Source organism: Spirosoma pollinicola (genome assembly GCF_002831565.1).
Classification (GTDB): domain Bacteria; phylum Bacteroidota; class Bacteroidia; order Cytophagales; family Spirosomataceae; genus Spirosoma; species Spirosoma pollinicola.
Map to the genome: position 1 here is coordinate 8,766,107 of NZ_CP025096.1, position 14,422 is coordinate 8,780,528.

At 43.2% G+C, this 14,422-nt stretch carries 21 protein-coding genes; 15 read left to right on the plus strand and 6 right to left on the minus strand.

Features of this window, described 5'->3' with window-relative positions; all coding sequences use genetic code 11:
- Positions 1–95 precede the first annotated feature (95 nt).
- From CWM47_RS37735 to CWM47_RS37765, 6 genes are all read left to right on the plus strand, one after another.
- Positions 96–512: a hypothetical protein gene (locus CWM47_RS37735; protein WP_100993631.1), complete on the plus strand. Its 417-nt coding sequence runs from the start codon at positions 96–98 to the stop codon at positions 510–512.
- Positions 513–628: 116 nt separating this feature from the next.
- A complete protein-coding gene (locus CWM47_RS37740) occupies positions 629–1,105 on the plus strand; it encodes a hypothetical protein (RefSeq protein ID WP_240625651.1) in 477 nt (158 codons plus the stop codon).
- Positions 1,106–1,520: 415 nt separating this feature from the next.
- Entirely contained in the window at positions 1,521–1,877 is a 357-nt protein-coding gene (locus CWM47_RS37750; protein ID WP_100993633.1) for a plasmid mobilization protein, read from the plus strand.
- A gap of 89 nt (positions 1,878–1,966) precedes the next feature.
- Positions 1,967–2,164, plus strand: coding sequence for a hypothetical protein (locus tag CWM47_RS37755; RefSeq protein ID WP_157816226.1), 198 nt, complete (start codon positions 1,967–1,969; stop codon positions 2,162–2,164).
- Entirely contained in the window at positions 2,161–3,045 is an 885-nt protein-coding gene (locus CWM47_RS37760) for a relaxase/mobilization nuclease domain-containing protein (RefSeq protein ID WP_100993635.1), read from the plus strand. The genes CWM47_RS37755 and CWM47_RS37760 overlap by 4 nt, the downstream gene beginning before the upstream one ends.
- Before the next feature lies 1 nt (position 3,046).
- Positions 3,047–3,673, plus strand: a complete 627-nt coding sequence (locus CWM47_RS37765; protein ID WP_100993636.1) for a hypothetical protein — start codon at positions 3,047–3,049, stop codon at positions 3,671–3,673.
- A 52-nt stretch (positions 3,674–3,725) separates the two neighbouring features.
- On the opposite strand, the gene CWM47_RS37770 is transcribed toward CWM47_RS37765, so the two are convergent.
- The 3 genes from CWM47_RS37770 to CWM47_RS37780 are packed head-to-tail and all read right to left on the minus strand — an operon-like array spanning position 3,726 to position 5,158.
- Positions 3,726–3,938, minus strand: coding sequence for a hypothetical protein (locus CWM47_RS37770; protein WP_100993637.1), 213 nt, complete (start codon positions 3,936–3,938; stop codon positions 3,726–3,728).
- Positions 3,910–4,209, minus strand: a complete 300-nt coding sequence (locus tag CWM47_RS37775; protein WP_100993638.1) for a BrnT family toxin — start codon at positions 4,207–4,209, stop codon at positions 3,910–3,912. The genes CWM47_RS37770 and CWM47_RS37775 overlap by 29 nt, the downstream gene beginning before the upstream one ends.
- Positions 4,202–5,158: a replication initiation protein gene (locus CWM47_RS37780; RefSeq protein WP_100993639.1), complete on the minus strand. Its 957-nt coding sequence runs from the start codon at positions 5,156–5,158 to the stop codon at positions 4,202–4,204. Before CWM47_RS37780 ends, CWM47_RS37775 begins: the two co-directional genes overlap by 8 nt.
- Before the next feature lie 605 nt (positions 5,159–5,763).
- Here CWM47_RS37780 and CWM47_RS37790 point away from each other — a divergent pair.
- Positions 5,764–6,066, plus strand: a complete 303-nt coding sequence (locus CWM47_RS37790) for an HU family DNA-binding protein (RefSeq protein ID WP_100993641.1) — start codon at positions 5,764–5,766, stop codon at positions 6,064–6,066.
- 209 nt (positions 6,067–6,275) lie between these two features.
- Here the strand turns inward: CWM47_RS37790 and CWM47_RS37795 are convergent, their stop codons facing one another.
- The gene (locus CWM47_RS37795) at positions 6,276–7,478 is read right to left on the minus strand and encodes a DUF4249 domain-containing protein (protein WP_100993642.1); all 1,203 of its coding nucleotides are present in this window, start codon (positions 7,476–7,478) and stop codon (positions 6,276–6,278) included.
- A gap of 332 nt (positions 7,479–7,810) precedes the next feature.
- On the opposite strand from CWM47_RS37795, the gene CWM47_RS37800 reads away from it, so the two are divergent.
- Positions 7,811–8,077: a hypothetical protein gene (locus tag CWM47_RS37800; protein WP_100993643.1), complete on the plus strand. Its 267-nt coding sequence runs from the start codon at positions 7,811–7,813 to the stop codon at positions 8,075–8,077.
- Here the strand turns inward: CWM47_RS37800 and CWM47_RS39745 are convergent.
- Positions 8,074–8,472: an endonuclease domain-containing protein gene (locus CWM47_RS39745; RefSeq protein ID WP_240625652.1), complete on the minus strand. Its 399-nt coding sequence runs from the start codon at positions 8,470–8,472 to the stop codon at positions 8,074–8,076. The genes CWM47_RS37800 and CWM47_RS39745 overlap by 4 nt on opposite strands.
- Before the next feature lie 25 nt (positions 8,473–8,497).
- On the opposite strand from CWM47_RS39745, the gene CWM47_RS38710 reads away from it, so the two are divergent.
- Positions 8,498–8,662 carry a hypothetical protein gene (locus CWM47_RS38710; protein ID WP_157816227.1) on the plus strand — a complete coding sequence of 55 codons (165 nt, stop codon included), beginning with the start codon at positions 8,498–8,500 and terminating at the stop codon, positions 8,660–8,662.
- Positions 8,663–8,916: 254 nt separating this feature from the next.
- Here CWM47_RS38710 and CWM47_RS37820 read toward each other — a convergent pair whose 3' ends face one another.
- Positions 8,917–9,846, minus strand: a complete 930-nt coding sequence (locus tag CWM47_RS37820; protein WP_100993644.1) for a hypothetical protein — start codon at positions 9,844–9,846, stop codon at positions 8,917–8,919.
- Positions 9,847–10,010: 164 nt separating this feature from the next.
- Here CWM47_RS37820 and CWM47_RS38715 point away from each other — a divergent pair, with 164 nt between their 5' ends.
- The 6 genes from CWM47_RS38715 (at position 10,011) to CWM47_RS37845 (ending at position 14,334) form a co-directional block, all read left to right on the plus strand.
- On the plus strand, positions 10,011–10,304 hold the full coding sequence (locus CWM47_RS38715) for a hypothetical protein (protein ID WP_157816228.1): 294 nt from the start codon (positions 10,011–10,013) through the stop codon (positions 10,302–10,304).
- Between the two features lie 213 nt (positions 10,305–10,517).
- Positions 10,518–11,162, plus strand: coding sequence for a recombinase family protein (locus CWM47_RS37825; RefSeq protein WP_100993645.1), 645 nt, complete (start codon positions 10,518–10,520; stop codon positions 11,160–11,162).
- 83 nt (positions 11,163–11,245) lie between these two features.
- Positions 11,246–11,896, plus strand: coding sequence for an AAA family ATPase (locus CWM47_RS37830; RefSeq protein ID WP_100993646.1), 651 nt, complete (start codon positions 11,246–11,248; stop codon positions 11,894–11,896).
- 5 nt (positions 11,897–11,901) lie between these two features.
- Positions 11,902–12,222 (plus strand): hypothetical protein, encoded by a 321-nt coding sequence (locus tag CWM47_RS37835; RefSeq protein WP_100993647.1) that lies wholly within the window; start codon positions 11,902–11,904, stop codon positions 12,220–12,222.
- Positions 12,223–12,368: 146 nt separating this feature from the next.
- The gene (locus CWM47_RS37840) at positions 12,369–12,647 is read left to right on the plus strand and encodes a hypothetical protein (protein ID WP_100993648.1); all 279 of its coding nucleotides are present in this window, start codon (positions 12,369–12,371) and stop codon (positions 12,645–12,647) included.
- Positions 12,648–12,861: 214 nt separating this feature from the next.
- Positions 12,862–14,334: a thioredoxin-like domain-containing protein gene (locus tag CWM47_RS37845; RefSeq protein ID WP_317046699.1), complete on the plus strand. Its 1,473-nt coding sequence runs from the start codon at positions 12,862–12,864 to the stop codon at positions 14,332–14,334.
- Positions 14,335–14,422: the final 88 nt, after the last annotated feature.

A 14,422-nucleotide genomic window follows, 5' to 3' on the forward strand; every position in this document is an offset into this window, starting at 1 on the left:
TTTCAATCGCTTGTTTTTGAAGCAAAACTTAACGGAATGAGGCCCGTTTACTAAGCATTGAAACAGCCACTTTGTATATGTTAAGCTGAGCCCGTATGTTGAACGAAGAAAGAACTGATACCGCTAAGTTATTCTACTTTGTCCTATTCGTGGCGGTTAATGGGTTGAGCTGCCTGATTATTCCCTTCTTCCTCGACTACGCTCATATTTATCTCAACGGATTTCTTATTCCTGACAGCCTACGGTGGGACGATAACAACCGCCTAAGAGCAAACCCGATAGGATGGTTCACGGCTCAAGTGCTGATTGTGTTAATTGAGTTCGTAGGCTCACTCTGGCTGCTTTACCGCTTTAATTGGCGCAATACTCCTGTTTGGTTAGCTAGACAGCCGATACGGATTATTCAGGGGGTAAGCGGGTTAGTAGTCGCTGTAGTAACGGTAGTGAGCTTGTTTGGAAGAGGGGGTTTTCTTATATGGCTGGTAAAACACTATGTCAAAACTGTTGTATAATCTCACTTATGATAAGCTAAAGTAAGATCGAGAAAAGTCATACTATATGTCATACAATTGATTCGGTCTGAAAAAAGCGTTTAGTTTGCTGTATACTAAATGTATGACTTTTCTCAATGGCTGACCAAGACCCGCTTACAGAACTCGAATTAAGTAAACAGCAGTCTGAAAATACGATTACAGAACTGCTATTAAGTAGTACACCCTCTGACACCTTGGAAGAGAGCGGTAAGAAGGGCAAAGGAGGCCGTCGTCGTCATGCGCCTGATGTTGGGGTTTGGTCAATTCGTGGTATCGAGTTTGAAACCCGTACAGCCTTTGAGAAAGCTGCCGAGCGAAGCGGTAAAACCATTGGCCAGTATCTAAACGAGGATCTACGCCAGTACGCCCAAGAACAACTTAAGAAAGGAAATCAACCGCCAGCTCGTCAGGAAGATTTACGGACTGAGATTGATGATTTAAAGTCAGTTGTTGTTCAATTAGCTCAACGTACCGAATTAGACAATCAACGAGACGAGGAACTTCGCATTATCCGAGAAGCTATCCAGCAACGCCCAGCCAGTTTCCGAGAATGGTTATTTGGTAAAAAGTAAATACCCTCTTCCCCCTTTCCAATGCCAGGTGAACATATGGTCCAACGGCTACAGCGCTTGATTAACGACCACCAAATTAGACAGATTCGTATCTGTCGTTTGGGTGATTTTAAACTCCATGATCAGAGTGAGGAGTGGAGCTTTGGCCATGAATATATTCAAGTGGGTAGCCAGCCTTACAACCTCAATCGCGTGGTGACGTTTACCGTCATCGATCAAGTTCTATACCTTTATTTTTAAGAACACTACAGGTCTGCTTGCGAAAAAGCTGACGCGTGCTAACTTTGCTAGTCTGATTGAGTAGCCAGCCATGTTTATCCCCTAAAAAACCTCCCTTCGGTCCGTCTTTTAGGGGATAAACCGCCTGTCCCCCCTCCGACTGTCGGGGGGGTAAAAATCGCTCACTCTGTTCGCTATGAACCCAACTGAACCCCTTAAAAAGAAGGGCGGCCGACCGCCCAGCACCCAGAAACGCGACCAGCAAATGACGGTCTTGCTGACCAAGCTGGAGAAGCTGGCCATCCAGAAGCGAGCTGAGAAGGCGGGTCTGAATCTATCGGACTATGGCCGACAAATAATCCTTACTGGCAAAGCCCAGGCCAGACTAAGCCCGGAGGAAAACGCCACCCTGAACCAAGTTGCGCGTCTAGGTAGTAACCTCAATCAGATCGCTCACAAAGCCCATGCCGACGGTATCCGTAGTATTGCCCTGGAAGCCCACCGACTGCTTCAGCAATTGAGTCAGTTATTAGATAAACCGGCTGATGTATGAGTGTGGTGGTCTACTTGAAAAAATACCAATATGGGGGGCGTTACCACTACGGTAAGCTGTGGGTGGACCGCGAGCCGCCTCTGTGTGAAGTGCTGAATTTTCTCAATCCTATCCCCATCCTTGAGCATCGGGAGTACAATCTGCTGAAGGCGGGTGATCGAATCGAATTTGACGCCTTATTTGAGGCTTGGGAGATGATCGATGAGTTGGAGTTTTACCGGGCCTATAAGCGGGCCACGGCGAGTGATTTTCGGCTGTACGTCAATGGTAAACCTTTGCCCCTATGATTGCTAAAACGAGTATTGGCCGCAGCTTTAAGGGCTGTTGCGCTTATAACATGCAGAAAGTGGAGATGGGCCAGGGCCAAGTGCTGCTGAGCCAAGGCGTGCGGGACTACGAGTTGAGGGCGATGGTGGCTGACTTCACCCGACAGGCCAAAATGAATCCCGAGTTAACGCGTAGCGTCTGGCATACGGCTATCAGCTTTGATCCTCAAGACGAGGCCCGGTTACAACTCAAGCCGGAGTTAATGAACCAAGTGGCTAGTGAGTACTTAAAAGGCATGGGTCTGGATCAATCGCAATACGTGGTGATTCAGCACCAGGACACTGCCCACAGTCATTTTCACATTATTGCCAACCGGGTAGCCAGTAATGGCCAAAGCATCAGTGATAGTCACAATTATAACCGCTCGGAGAAACTGCTCCGAGAGATTGAGCAAAAGCATAGTCTCACGCTGATGAAGGAGCAAGGCTACCGGCTGAGTTTGGAGCACTTACCAGAGCGGGATCGTCACCGGTTGGAGATGCGGAATGAAGTTCGGCAGAGCTTAGAGCGTTCGACCACCAGCGCGGAGCTGAAAGCGGATTTGGCCCAACGCGGTATCGAGGTGATCGTGAATCGGGATCAGGCAGGTAAAGCCCGTGGGTTGAGCTTTGAGCGTGTGAGCCAAACCGATAACGGGGAAGAAATCAAAGTGGCTTTCAAAGGCTCCAAGCTACACCAGAGTCTAAGTTTATGCCATATCCAGGAACAGTTACTAGAAAACGGTCATAAACGGGCCTTAGAGCTTTCTCAGCAGCGAGAGCTAGCGAAGGCGCAAGAGTTGACGATAAGCTTGCAAAACGAAGAAAAACGACTTAAAAAAGGGCGTGGCCTGAGCATGTGAGATGGAGACTAAGAAAGCCCAATCGAGTGATGAGTTAGTGAGTGAATTGTTACAAGGGGTCCTCGATGATATCAAAGGCCTAAAACAGTCGGTCAACCAATTGGCTACTAAAGATGAACCTGACTATCGAGAGGAGTTAAAAACGTTAGCTCGGGCGGTCGAGTCGTTGAAACACCAACCAGGTCCTGCTTCGAGCGAGTCGAATCAAGTTTTCGAGCGATTCAGCCGGTTAGAACAGCTAATTCGCCAAAAGCCTGACTATAAGGTCAGTCAGTACGTGCGCTATGGGGGCTATGTATTTGGACTGATGGTGATGTTAGTGGCGGGTCTAACCTGGCTAGCCTTAGATTGGAAAGGGGAACGGGACCGGTTTCGAGACGCTTACTGGACGGCAGATTGGCGGGTGCGCTACGTTAAGCAAGCAGATCCTACCTTCTACAGCCACGTCGAAGGAGTATTCACCAAAGACCCGGCAGGCGTCAGTAAGTGGATTGTCGAGCAGGAGCAGGCCGACGAGAAGCGCGCTTTAGCGGTTCAGGCTGCCGAGCAAGCCAAAGCCTTATCTCGCCAGGCGAATGAGTTGGAAGGAAAACAGATGACAAAGGGGAAGAAAAAAGAAAGCCAATGAAACCCGATTTCAAGCGGCTGGTTGCTTTCTCTCCCCTTTTCAACCTTTCTGATCAGGGTTGTTTCTTCCCAGCAAGTATTTTATCTCGTTCAGCGGCATATGCTAACGTTTCCGCTACGGTCATGTAAGGCCCTTTATGATTGACCCAGTGTTCACCAGACTCGTTCATTTCCTGTTCGGTCATTCCGTTCTTGATGACAGCAATCAGCTTAGGGGCGGCTTCTGAAGCCGTCCTCTTATTGGGGTTTTTGAGCGATTTGAGCATAGTGTTCGCGTTCTTTTTGGTTGGCTGGTCGGCAACTAATGGGCCTAATTTGACCATTTCTAATGACATACACAACAAGCAATATTCGATTCTGGTTGCTTCGGGCTACCAGCTTGAAGCGTTCTTCCTGGTCACTGTGTTGGGGATCACGCAGAGCCAGCGGAGCTGGATCGTAAAATAAGCTTTCTACTTCCTCAATGGTATTGGCCCGAAGTGGATAGTGGTCGATAATATGATTTTCATTTCCCATATCCCACTGAAATTCAATCATTTTTTATCCCTTTTGGTTGTTTCAAGCCCAATCGGGTGAGCAGATAACCGGCTACGTTCTTTTCGACTTTGACTTTTCCGGTCTGCAACTCGTAAGCAAACTTATTAACTTCTTGAATCAGATCCGCCGAGTTCATAATCTGATTCACTACGTCAGCCCGCTTAATGTTCCATTTTTCCAATAGGAGTCGGACGTTTTGGTATTGGGCGTCTGACACACCTGTTAGGTTAGCTCCTGTTTTGACTGCTCCGTTCTCCACAGGCAAGACTACGGCTAAGGGTTGAGCCTTGACGGTGAAGGTAATATTTTTGAAGCTACGGCCCTTCTTTTCGAGGGTATAGCCGATCTTTAAATCGGTGTGTTGATTAATTTGCTTTACTGATTCATCAAGTACAAACTGCTTCAATTGTCCAATCTGTCTATACTGCTCATTCCCCTTGTCATCAAGCAAGGACAGCATCTTCTTGAGTTCGTCTAGGCTAAAGGTTTGAGTTTGTCCCTTGTCTTTCCATTGGCTGCATATAGTGTAAATTCGCTTAGCAAATTTGCTACTCAGGCGCAGAGCTGCATAGAGTTGGAAGGAAGTGAAATTATCTTTCAAATCGAATAGATAGGGTTTGATTGGGTTGGCAAACTCAACCTCAATGATTCCCGTTCCATGAACATACTCAATGCGTTGGAACATCCATAATTGTATATAGCTCTTAGGTGTTGAGACTTCAAACATACGGCTCCCCATGCCCTCAGTGGCTATGCGCAGTTGCTGGTAATTGTACTTCTTGCCTGTTAGTTTCCCCATTTCAATCACCGACACTTCATAAATTCCGTCTGATTTATCTTTCCGTAATTTGGCAAGTAGGTATAGAAAGATGTCTAATTGCATCTCTGAGTACTCATAACGTGCATTGGTAATAGCGTTATGCTGACGCACTTCCACGGCCTGATTCATGGCTAAATTCCTTGCTTTGAGGGGTTATATACTCTATAATGTCAAAAAAACAGATTCAATTCACAGTATGTTTAAAAATAATGTTTTTTCGCTTATCAAACCTGTTTTTTCAACTTATCAAACCTGTTTTTTAGCTTATCAAACCTGTTTTTTAGCTTATCAAACCTGTTTTTTAGCTTATCAAACCTGTTTTTTAGCTTATATATAGGATAACAAATAGAACAAAGTTTTACAAATACACAAAGATTGTGTTGTCGAAAAAAACGGCATTTAGGGAGCTGACGCGAAATCCAAAAAATAGCTGACGCCGGAAAAGTATTAAAGGAATAAAAAAAGCAGAAAAAACAAAAACACCAAAAAAGGAAAAACGGCAGAAGGGGGCAAACTACAAATTTAGTTATTAAACGCTTGGAATACTAATATATTTAGTAAAATAATTACAGGTAACTAACTGATAATTAGCAAAATAGATATACTTTAGCCCGCATTTAAGGTAGATAATTCAAGCGCTATAATAACTGTTTATATAGCCTTGGGTAGACAGATGATGGCCAGCCCTTTTACGTTTCTTTTATTTTAATCGTCTCAAAATGACTTAATTAAGTATGACAAAACAAGATGTAATCAACCAAGTTAGTGAGAAAACCGGCGTCGACCCCTTGCTCACCCGGTCGGTAATCGAATCCTTTTTCACGGTAGTAAAAGAGTCCTTAGTCGAGGGCGAACCCATTTATATCCGCACCTTCGGGAGCTTCATCCTTAAACAGCGAGCCCAAAAAACAGCCCGCAATATCAGTCAGAATACGGCGGTCACAATTCCGACCCAGATAATCCCTTCCTTCAAGCCTGGTTCGGAGTTTACCAACCAGGTTAGGGCTCAGCCGATGCCAGCCAAGATAAAAAAATGACGTATGATCAGGGTAAAAAAAGGGTAATGACCTATGATGTCACCACCCCTTTTTTACCCCGTTGTTTTTTGTACTTTTCTGAGGGTTGTTGTATAAGCTATCTTATGTTATGTGGTTTTTCTCAGAATCAGGCCTTTATGACTGCGAGGAAAAACCCGCTAAAAAAACCTTATTTTGACCCTACCTGACGAGCCCTAAAAAAGCGTCAATTAATCTTGCCAACCTACCGGTTTTGAAGGGGTTCGACTGTCACTCGATACACAAACCGCCGTTGGCGGGCGAACGTAGTATTTACTATAAATATAAACTAATGAAGGAACGGGTTCCGGCTGAGGGACACGGCCATGAACCAGTTCAAATAGACCCGGTGGGATACCTTCGCTGTCTTTACGGTCCAGCCAGTAGCGCTGGGCAAAGACGGCCCCGGCTGTAAAATAACCCACTACGGCCTCCTGCCGGTTAGCCACATTGTGCACATTGCCAATCGGTGCCGCTGCGGGTGTATCGGCTAGCCCGCCCGTGTTTTGGGTCTGGTCTTGAAAAAGCTTGAAATACGTGTATGCCGACTGAGTAAGCCCCGTCTGGCGAATCTCGACCAAGGCCCCGTTGTGGTCGTAGAACGGAATTTGGGCCACCCGCCGGTGTAGAATAGGCCCACCATTGGTCAACTGGTCAGAAAAGACATTAATATCAGGGCTGTAGAAGATGTCCCAACACTGGGTACGACAAGCGTAATCGTAAACAAAGTACTGTCCACGTATCAGCTGGCTTACATCGTAACAGTTTTCATAGAGGTACGTATCCGAAGGATCCCAAATCAAGTAAACGGCATTCTCGCAAGTGCGACACCAGTCTTGCTTTTCCCATAAGACCCAACTCCAACGATAGTAATTGCGTGTTTCGACGGGGTCTTGCGTATCGAGGTAGAAGTCATGAGCCGCCGCATAATTTCCGGCTAATCGCTGGGCTGGCTCTAGGCTATTAGGATTAAACTGAGCAGACAAATGGTCGAATGGAGGCACGCTGGCCATCACTTCGGTGGTGGACTGGTATCGAGTGCCATCGGAGAGCGTAAACCGAAGTTGATAGGCGTGGCCAATCTGGCCTTTGAAGTCAGAGGGCAGTTGATAGGTTCCGTCCTGAGTCTCGTGGCAATCAATCATCTGGGTAGAGTCAACCACCACTTGCACCTGGGCTTTGGTGATGGGTGTAGTGCCAAATCGTCCGGTGAGCGGATCGGCTTTGGATCGGTTGATTCGAATCATCTGGGGTTCAGCCAGGTTCGTAATCGTGCCGTCTACGACCAGCACATTTACCGTTCCATGCAGAAGTATATCTTCGGGATCAACACAGGCCAGCGGCAGGAAAAGAACGGCCAGACAGCCAATAATCAGTGTGAAGGTTAAGCGCATGGATAGCCTAAGTTGAGTAGCTGTAAAACCATTCAAGCGGTCCATTTTACTCACTGTATACAAGGGCTTTCAGGAGGCTTTAGGCAGGCTTTTTACTTGGTTACGGTAGGCTTTCGGGAGGCTCTACATAACATAATCTAGATTATACAACAAAAAAGCAGACCAACAACGTTAGTCCGCTTTCCGCTTATATCCACACCATAAGAGAAAATTTGCTCTCTTATGGTGTGGATATACACTTAGATGCATACATCACCATAACTTAACATAATCACCACTTATATAACAGCTCGTATGCTACTGGTTTCTGTGTACAGTAAACCCGTAAGCTGATGTATATTAAGCGATTACAACGAAATAAGAAAAATAGAAATTCGCTTATCTTTAAGCGACGGATCGTGGAGGTCTATCGGGCTGAAATCGCTCAGCCTGCTGATATCCAACGTTATCTACACATTTCCCTCACGGAGCTTCGCCAGCTAAACCGGTGGTATTTTAGACACCGATTAGCCCCTTATCTGTATCCTCATAAAGCCTATAAAGCCATGAAGAAGCACAACCAAGATGCCTATGTCAAAGCCCTGGAACGGCGCTTCTAGCTAGCTAGCTGGATATTCCCGGTATTGGCAAACGCAAGCTGGATATTCCCGGTATTGGCAAACGCAAGATGTGGTTTGATCCTGACGTTAACATTAGTAACGGTAACTTCCAGGGCGTTGAATACGGTACCCTGCCATCGAACCGGAGCCTCGGTCTGAACCTGAAACTTTCTTTTTAACCTGCCTCCATCGACTTCAATAGCAAGCCGTTCAGATGGGCAATAAAAATCCAATACAAACAACCCAATACTATGCTGTCTCCTGAATTTTCGGCCAGCTAGTTTACTACCTTTTAACTGCTCCCAAAGAATTTTCTCCGAATCGGTTGCGCCGTTCCGTAGCTCCTGGCGGATAAATGTCAATACTTTCAAATTGTTCAACTGCCCGTTGCGCATTGTTTTGTAGGTGTTTGATTGGTAAATGACCACCCCCTCAAAAATCCAGATCCGTCAATTCGAAATCCTGCTTGACCCGAATAGTCCCGTTCTCTTCGGTGCCGGGATTGTAGATCATTCGTTCGGGTTGGATGCCCTTCTGCACATTGCCGATGTCACGTTTCCGGTTTTTATTGGCGTCGATAATTAATCGAAGTCGGTATAATCCCGGTTTAAGTCGGCCAAAGCTATAAGCTGGTGTGTTGTAGGCCGTTCGAATAACCTGATATTTCTCATCCAGTAACTCGACAAGGAAATCTAGCTAGCTAGTTATTTTTTCAACTTCCCTATTATATCATAGGTCTATTCCCTATACAAACATTGAAATCACAACGTTTATATATTTGTAAATCAACTTTTTTCGTCAAAACTATATTAAAATTCTGAGTATTATTTTGCAACAATTTAACTATTATTATTCAAATCTAATTGCTGAATAAAATTAAATGCATCGATACTTTGTAATTCACATTTAAGTCCTAACATATTTTTGAAATAACATTCGTATGCATTAATCCATTTATTCGTTTCAAACAAAGTTTCAATATCAATTGGATAAATCATGATAGAGTGATTATTCATAATATGGTGTGCTTCTTCAGCGATATGTAATGCACCATCATTTAATGTTTCCATAACGTTAGGTATAACTTTTTCTTTCAGTGTTGTATGTTCTAGCCCATTTAAATTAGCTGGTACAAAAGTTACATCCATACCATACTTTTCAATTGTCAGTTCTTGTGTACAATTTGCAAACCTTAAATACTCAATCATTAAACTAATGAGGTTATAACTGTACGTATTAGATTTTAATATATATAATACCGTTTCTTGAAATTGAAAATGACCATTGTCTATTAACTTCAAAATCAAGTGCGTCTGTTCCCTCATTGATAACGTATCAAAATCAGTTAATGACTGAGTCAATCGTTTTTCATCTTCAATTAATTTTGACTTAGCAAATTCTTTAAGAGGATGTAATGCCATTCTTTTTTTGTGATCTTTGACTTCATCAATAATTTGATGAATGACTTCTACCGCTTCAAAATATTGTCCCAAACCAATCAAACTTTTCACGTAATAAATCATCAATGCATCATATTGTTGTATGCCAGTTTTCAATAAGACAATTGTTTCTTCTCTTAATTCAAGAAATGACCCCGTCTCATATAACATACGGCATTTCATCATTGCTATTACTTCAGTGAGTTCAAATTGACGTTCATATTGCACAATATATTCATACATCAGGTCATAGTTTTGGTCTTGTTCAGCACGTTTTATATCTTTATATAACTTTTTCGAAGAGTTAGGAAACTGAATAATATCTGACACATATCTAGCTAGCTAGATCAAATGAAAAAAGTGAATTTCTTTCAAAAGATAAACTTTCTATTCTTAATAATAAGAATTTCTTTTGTTTATCGTGTAATTCTTATGAGTTTATTAAAAGAAATAAAAAGTTTACGACTATAATAAATGCTGTAGGTTTTGGTGATTTGCCTACTGATTGGGTAGAAATAGTAAATGCTAGGGAATTTGATAACAATGCTTACCCAGGAATTACTGCTGATATTGTTGCAGAATTTTCCTCTATTTTAGTTGAACTACATAAATTAACCTTTAGAGATTATTTTCATCGAAATCTTAGTTTTAAACAACTTTTTTCACATTTTGAGCTACACTTAAATAAAGAAATAAGTAAAATTATTTTAAGAGATAACACTTCTATCCATAATAGAAAATTAGCTGATTTGCTATATCTTGTAAAATGCGAATTGAGTTTACTTTAATTTCTATGTCACATAGTTATATTTTTTACAATTAATATCATCTCTAATCGAATTCGTACTTTTGGTTAAGAACCTTAAAGACGACGTTAAAATACAAAAGCCAAATTATGTACTTGACATTTTATGTACGTTGACGATCATTCATAACCGGCTTGTTACTATACATACCAACGTATGTATAGTAACAGAAGAGCCATTTTGCCTTTATCTACTATGAAGAAAGCGATTGCCTATTATCGGGTATCTACAGATCGCCAGGGCAAAAGTGGTTTAGGGTTAGAAGCTCAAGCCGAAGCTGTCAGCAATTTTGCCGAGCGCGAGGGTTATGAGGTCGTAGCTATTTTTACGGAAACCGAGAGTGGGAAGAAAAGTCAACGCCCCGAATTATTGGCCGCTCTCGCTCAGTGTCGCAAAGAACGGGCTACGTTGGTTATTGCTAAGCTGGATAGGCTGAGTCGTAACGTTGCCTTTATTTCCAATCTGATGGAAAGCCGAGTTGACTTTAAAGCAGTCGATAATCCTCACGCCAACCGGTTGATGGTTCATTTATTAGCAGCCTTTGCCGAGCATGAGCGGGAGCAGATCAGTACTCGGACCAAGGATGCATTAGCCGCAGCGAAACGGCGCGGTGTGCAACTTGGTAAGCATGGGAAAGAGATATTAAGCCAGGTGAATGCAACCGCAGCGGTAGAGTTTGCCACACGTTTACGCCCAACTATTGAACACTTACAAGCCACTGGTTTTACCACTGTTAGGGCTATTCGGGATGAACTAAATCGCCAACAGATTCCTACATACAGAGCGGGCAGCAAATGGCATATTCCGAATGTTTATGCAGTTTTAAAGCGTCTAGAGTAATATTTAAAAAAGGTGTAAACTTACACCTAAAAAAAGGTGTAAGTTTACACTAAAAAACACACCTTTATATTATATGTAACTGTATGATTTTCACCGTTGGGGGCATAAAAGGAGGTACGGGTAAAACAACGATATCAACAAATTTAGCTGTGTGGTTATCTCAGCGAGGAGCTGATGTTTTATTAGTAGATGCTGATGAGCAAGAAAGCGCAAGTGATTTTACTGCTTGGCGAGAGGAGACTAGAAAAGGCCAGTTAGGTTATACCCTTGTGCAGCTTAACGGGCCAACCGTTCGCAGACAGATAGAACAGTTACGGCCTAAGTATGATCACATTGTTATTGATACTGGAGGGCGTGACACAGCTAGCCAACGAGCTGCACTTTTTGTTTCGGATATATACTTGATTCCGTTTGCTCCCCGTAGTTACGAGATTTGGACACTCTCTAAAGTACAAGCCTTGTTAAGTGAAATTCAGGGAAGCCGATCCATCCCATTGCAGGTTTATTCCTTCTTGAACAAAGCTGATACGCGTGGAGCTGATAACAATGAAGCAACTGAGGTTTTGCGGGAAAACGAAGAACTGAACTTTGTGGATTACCCAGTGATCAACCGCAAGGCTTTTGCTACCGCAGCCAGTAAAGGGTTGTCCGTTTTTGAAATGATGCCTATCGATGAAAAAGCAGTTACCGAGGTAGAAGCATTATTTAGCCACGTTACAGGTATTAAAAAATAAATCCTATGGCAGTATCACCACCACCTAAGAAAGTGGCACCCGCTAAAGTTGACGTGCAACAGACAACTAAGGGCCAGGAAAAGAAAATAGAGGATATTATAAATCGAGGTAGTACAACTGTTGGCCAAGCTGAGCCGCAGGATCAAATCAAGAACTTCAATATCAAAATCATGTCTAGCCAGCTTACTGAGGTTGACCAGTTACGGGCCAAACGGCCACGCAAGCCGACAAGCCCTAAGTTGGGTGTTTCTCTTCAAGATTGGATAATTGAAGCGATTGAAGAGAAAATTCAGAGAGAAAAAAAGAAGTATAGTGCAGGTGAATAAATGCACCTGTTTGCCAACCTAGAAAAAGGTGTAAAAATAGGTGCGTTTATAGACATGTTATTTAAATTTTATAAAATTCGTCGTCTAGCCTTAATTGAGATTTTGTGTAATATAAGAAGAGCGTTTTTACGTCTACTTACCCTAACATGATCACCATCATTAATCATCTACGCAATAGACCTCAATATCCAACTAGGGACATTCGACACACACTTAATAACTTTAATGAGGAGATCATTAAGGAGCTTGAGCGCCGTTTACGACTGCTGAACCCTGATTTATATACGGGAACGGTCACCGTTTCTGAAGATAAAGATGGAATTTACAAGGTAGAAATTGAAAGCTCAGATGCTGACACCGCCAAGCGGATAACTAACTTATTACAGCCTTACCTTGACTCATTAACTAATTGGTCAGACCATTAGGGTAGGGCGTTGCTGAATTACCTATAGGATCTATGAATACTTCCACTGAGATGTAGCTAATTCGTTGTATGGCTCGTGGAAAGCTCTCAATCTCAGGAGAAGGAGCGTTTCAGGAGACGGACACTCACAAGTATCTAGCTTGAAGTTCGTTCTTTGGTTGACAGTTAATTGATTACAAGCAAGTGCTATTTGTCAAGTCAATACAAAGCCACTCATGATGAGAAAAATTTCTCTCCTTTTTATGGTTTTGCTTAGTTGCGGGCTTACTCCGCTCCTATGGGCACAATCCGCTTCCGAGGGGTATAAAATCACAGGCCATATTAAAGGGGTTAAAGATACGACCTGCATTCTCGCCCATTACTTCGGTTCTACCCAGTATATTCCTAAAGATACCGCCCGGGTAGATGCCAATGGCAACATGACCTTTGAAGGCAAAAAGAGCCTACCCGAAGGATTGTATATGGTTGTCGCTCCGATCAAGTACCCATACATCCAATTTTTAATGACCAATAATCAACAGTTTTCCTTCGAGACTGACACGGCCAACGTCATCTCAGCCATGAAGATAAACGGCTCAAAGGAGAACGAACTGTTTTATACTTATCAGCAGCAACTTGGCAAGTTTAATGAGCAAGCCCAGGCTATCAACGCCGAAAAAAAGCGCCATAATGATACTGCTTCGATTGCTCTAGTGAATAAAAGAATGGCGGATTTGCAGCAGAAGGCCATTGAGTACCGCACCCAGTTTAGTAAAGAAAATCCCACCTCGTTTGCTGTTAAGTTATTTAAAGCCGGTGCCGATCCAGAAATCCCACCAACTCCCAAAGCCGCTAATGGCCGCCCGGATTCGAGCTGGACCTTTACTTATTACAAAAAACACTACTGGGATGATTTCGACTTTTCGGATGAGCGGTTCATTCGGACCCAGCTATTACAAGCCAAGATTGTGCGATATATTACCGAATTAACGGTACAAATTCCTGACTCACTGATCAAAGAAGCTGACTTTCTGGTCAATAAAGCCCTAGCGGGAAAAAATAAAGAGATAAAATATTACACGATCTATTATATCACTAGTCAGTACGAACAACCCAAGGTAGTCGGTACCGATGGCCTATTTGTCCATATGTTTGAAAAATACTACCAGACGGGCGTAATGACCGTATCCGATTCGTCCACATTAAAAAAAATAGGGGAACGAGTCGCGTCAATGAAACCCAACTTAGCGGGCAAAATACTCGTGTCTCCCCTGATCAGTGACACGCTTCAACGTCCCATTAATTTTTCGGCTATTCAAGCGGATTACACCGTCGTTTATTTCTACTCGCCTACTTGCGGTCATTGCCGAGAGAGTGCGCCGATGCTGCAAAAATTTGTCGATACCTATAAAGGCAAAGGCATTGAGGTGGTAGCCATTGCCATCGATCAAAGCCCCAAAGAATGGAAGAGTTTCATTAAAGAGTTTAAACTCGGTAAGGCCATCAACGGCTATGATTTTACCCATAAAACGGATTACTATCATACCTACGATGTGTTTACAACACCCACGGTGAACGTACTAGATAAGCATAAACGGATTTTGGCCCATCGTCTTCCTGCCGCGCAAATCGAGGATTTTATTCAATTTCAGCAGCGGCAGCAGGTCGCTAAAAAGGTTATTACTACTATTAAGGCCAAAAGGAGTTAAAGAACTGAGGCTATGTTGCGTCAAGCTATTTCATTGTAATACGCTTAGCAAAAAGACGGGTAGGGTTGCGGCCCACCGCAGTGGTTGA

Excerpts from the sequence above, each read along its gene's own strand:
- CWM47_RS37735 (WP_100993631.1), top strand. The coding sequence starts at position 96 with ATGTTGAACGAAGAAAGAACTGATACCGCTAAGTTATTCTACTTTGTC.
- CWM47_RS37740 (WP_240625651.1), top strand. The coding sequence starts at position 629 with ATGGCTGACCAAGACCCGCTTACAGAACTCGAATTAAGTAAACAGCAG.
- CWM47_RS37750 (WP_100993633.1), top strand. The coding sequence starts at position 1,521 with ATGAACCCAACTGAACCCCTTAAAAAGAAGGGCGGCCGACCGCCCAGC.
- CWM47_RS37760 (WP_100993635.1), top strand. The coding sequence starts at position 2,161 with ATGATTGCTAAAACGAGTATTGGCCGCAGCTTTAAGGGCTGTTGCGCT.
- CWM47_RS37765 (WP_100993636.1), top strand. The coding sequence starts at position 3,047 with ATGGAGACTAAGAAAGCCCAATCGAGTGATGAGTTAGTGAGTGAATTG.
- CWM47_RS37770 (WP_100993637.1), bottom strand. The coding sequence starts at position 3,938 with ATGCTCAAATCGCTCAAAAACCCCAATAAGAGGACGGCTTCAGAAGCC.
- CWM47_RS37775 (WP_100993638.1), bottom strand. The coding sequence starts at position 4,209 with ATGATTGAATTTCAGTGGGATATGGGAAATGAAAATCATATTATCGAC.
- CWM47_RS37780 (WP_100993639.1), bottom strand. The coding sequence starts at position 5,158 with ATGAATCAGGCCGTGGAAGTGCGTCAGCATAACGCTATTACCAATGCA.
- CWM47_RS37790 (WP_100993641.1), top strand. The coding sequence starts at position 5,764 with ATGACAAAACAAGATGTAATCAACCAAGTTAGTGAGAAAACCGGCGTC.
- CWM47_RS37795 (WP_100993642.1), bottom strand. The coding sequence starts at position 7,478 with ATGCGCTTAACCTTCACACTGATTATTGGCTGTCTGGCCGTTCTTTTC.
- CWM47_RS37800 (WP_100993643.1), top strand. The coding sequence starts at position 7,811 with ATGTATATTAAGCGATTACAACGAAATAAGAAAAATAGAAATTCGCTT.
- CWM47_RS39745 (WP_240625652.1), bottom strand. The coding sequence starts at position 8,472 with ATGCGCAACGGGCAGTTGAACAATTTGAAAGTATTGACATTTATCCGC.
- CWM47_RS38710 (WP_157816227.1), top strand. The coding sequence starts at position 8,498 with ATGACCACCCCCTCAAAAATCCAGATCCGTCAATTCGAAATCCTGCTT.
- CWM47_RS37825 (WP_100993645.1), top strand. The coding sequence starts at position 10,518 with ATGAAGAAAGCGATTGCCTATTATCGGGTATCTACAGATCGCCAGGGC.
- CWM47_RS37830 (WP_100993646.1), top strand. The coding sequence starts at position 11,246 with ATGATTTTCACCGTTGGGGGCATAAAAGGAGGTACGGGTAAAACAACG.
- CWM47_RS37835 (WP_100993647.1), top strand. The coding sequence starts at position 11,902 with ATGGCAGTATCACCACCACCTAAGAAAGTGGCACCCGCTAAAGTTGAC.
- CWM47_RS37840 (WP_100993648.1), top strand. The coding sequence starts at position 12,369 with ATGATCACCATCATTAATCATCTACGCAATAGACCTCAATATCCAACT.
- CWM47_RS37845 (WP_317046699.1), top strand. The coding sequence starts at position 12,862 with ATGATGAGAAAAATTTCTCTCCTTTTTATGGTTTTGCTTAGTTGCGGG.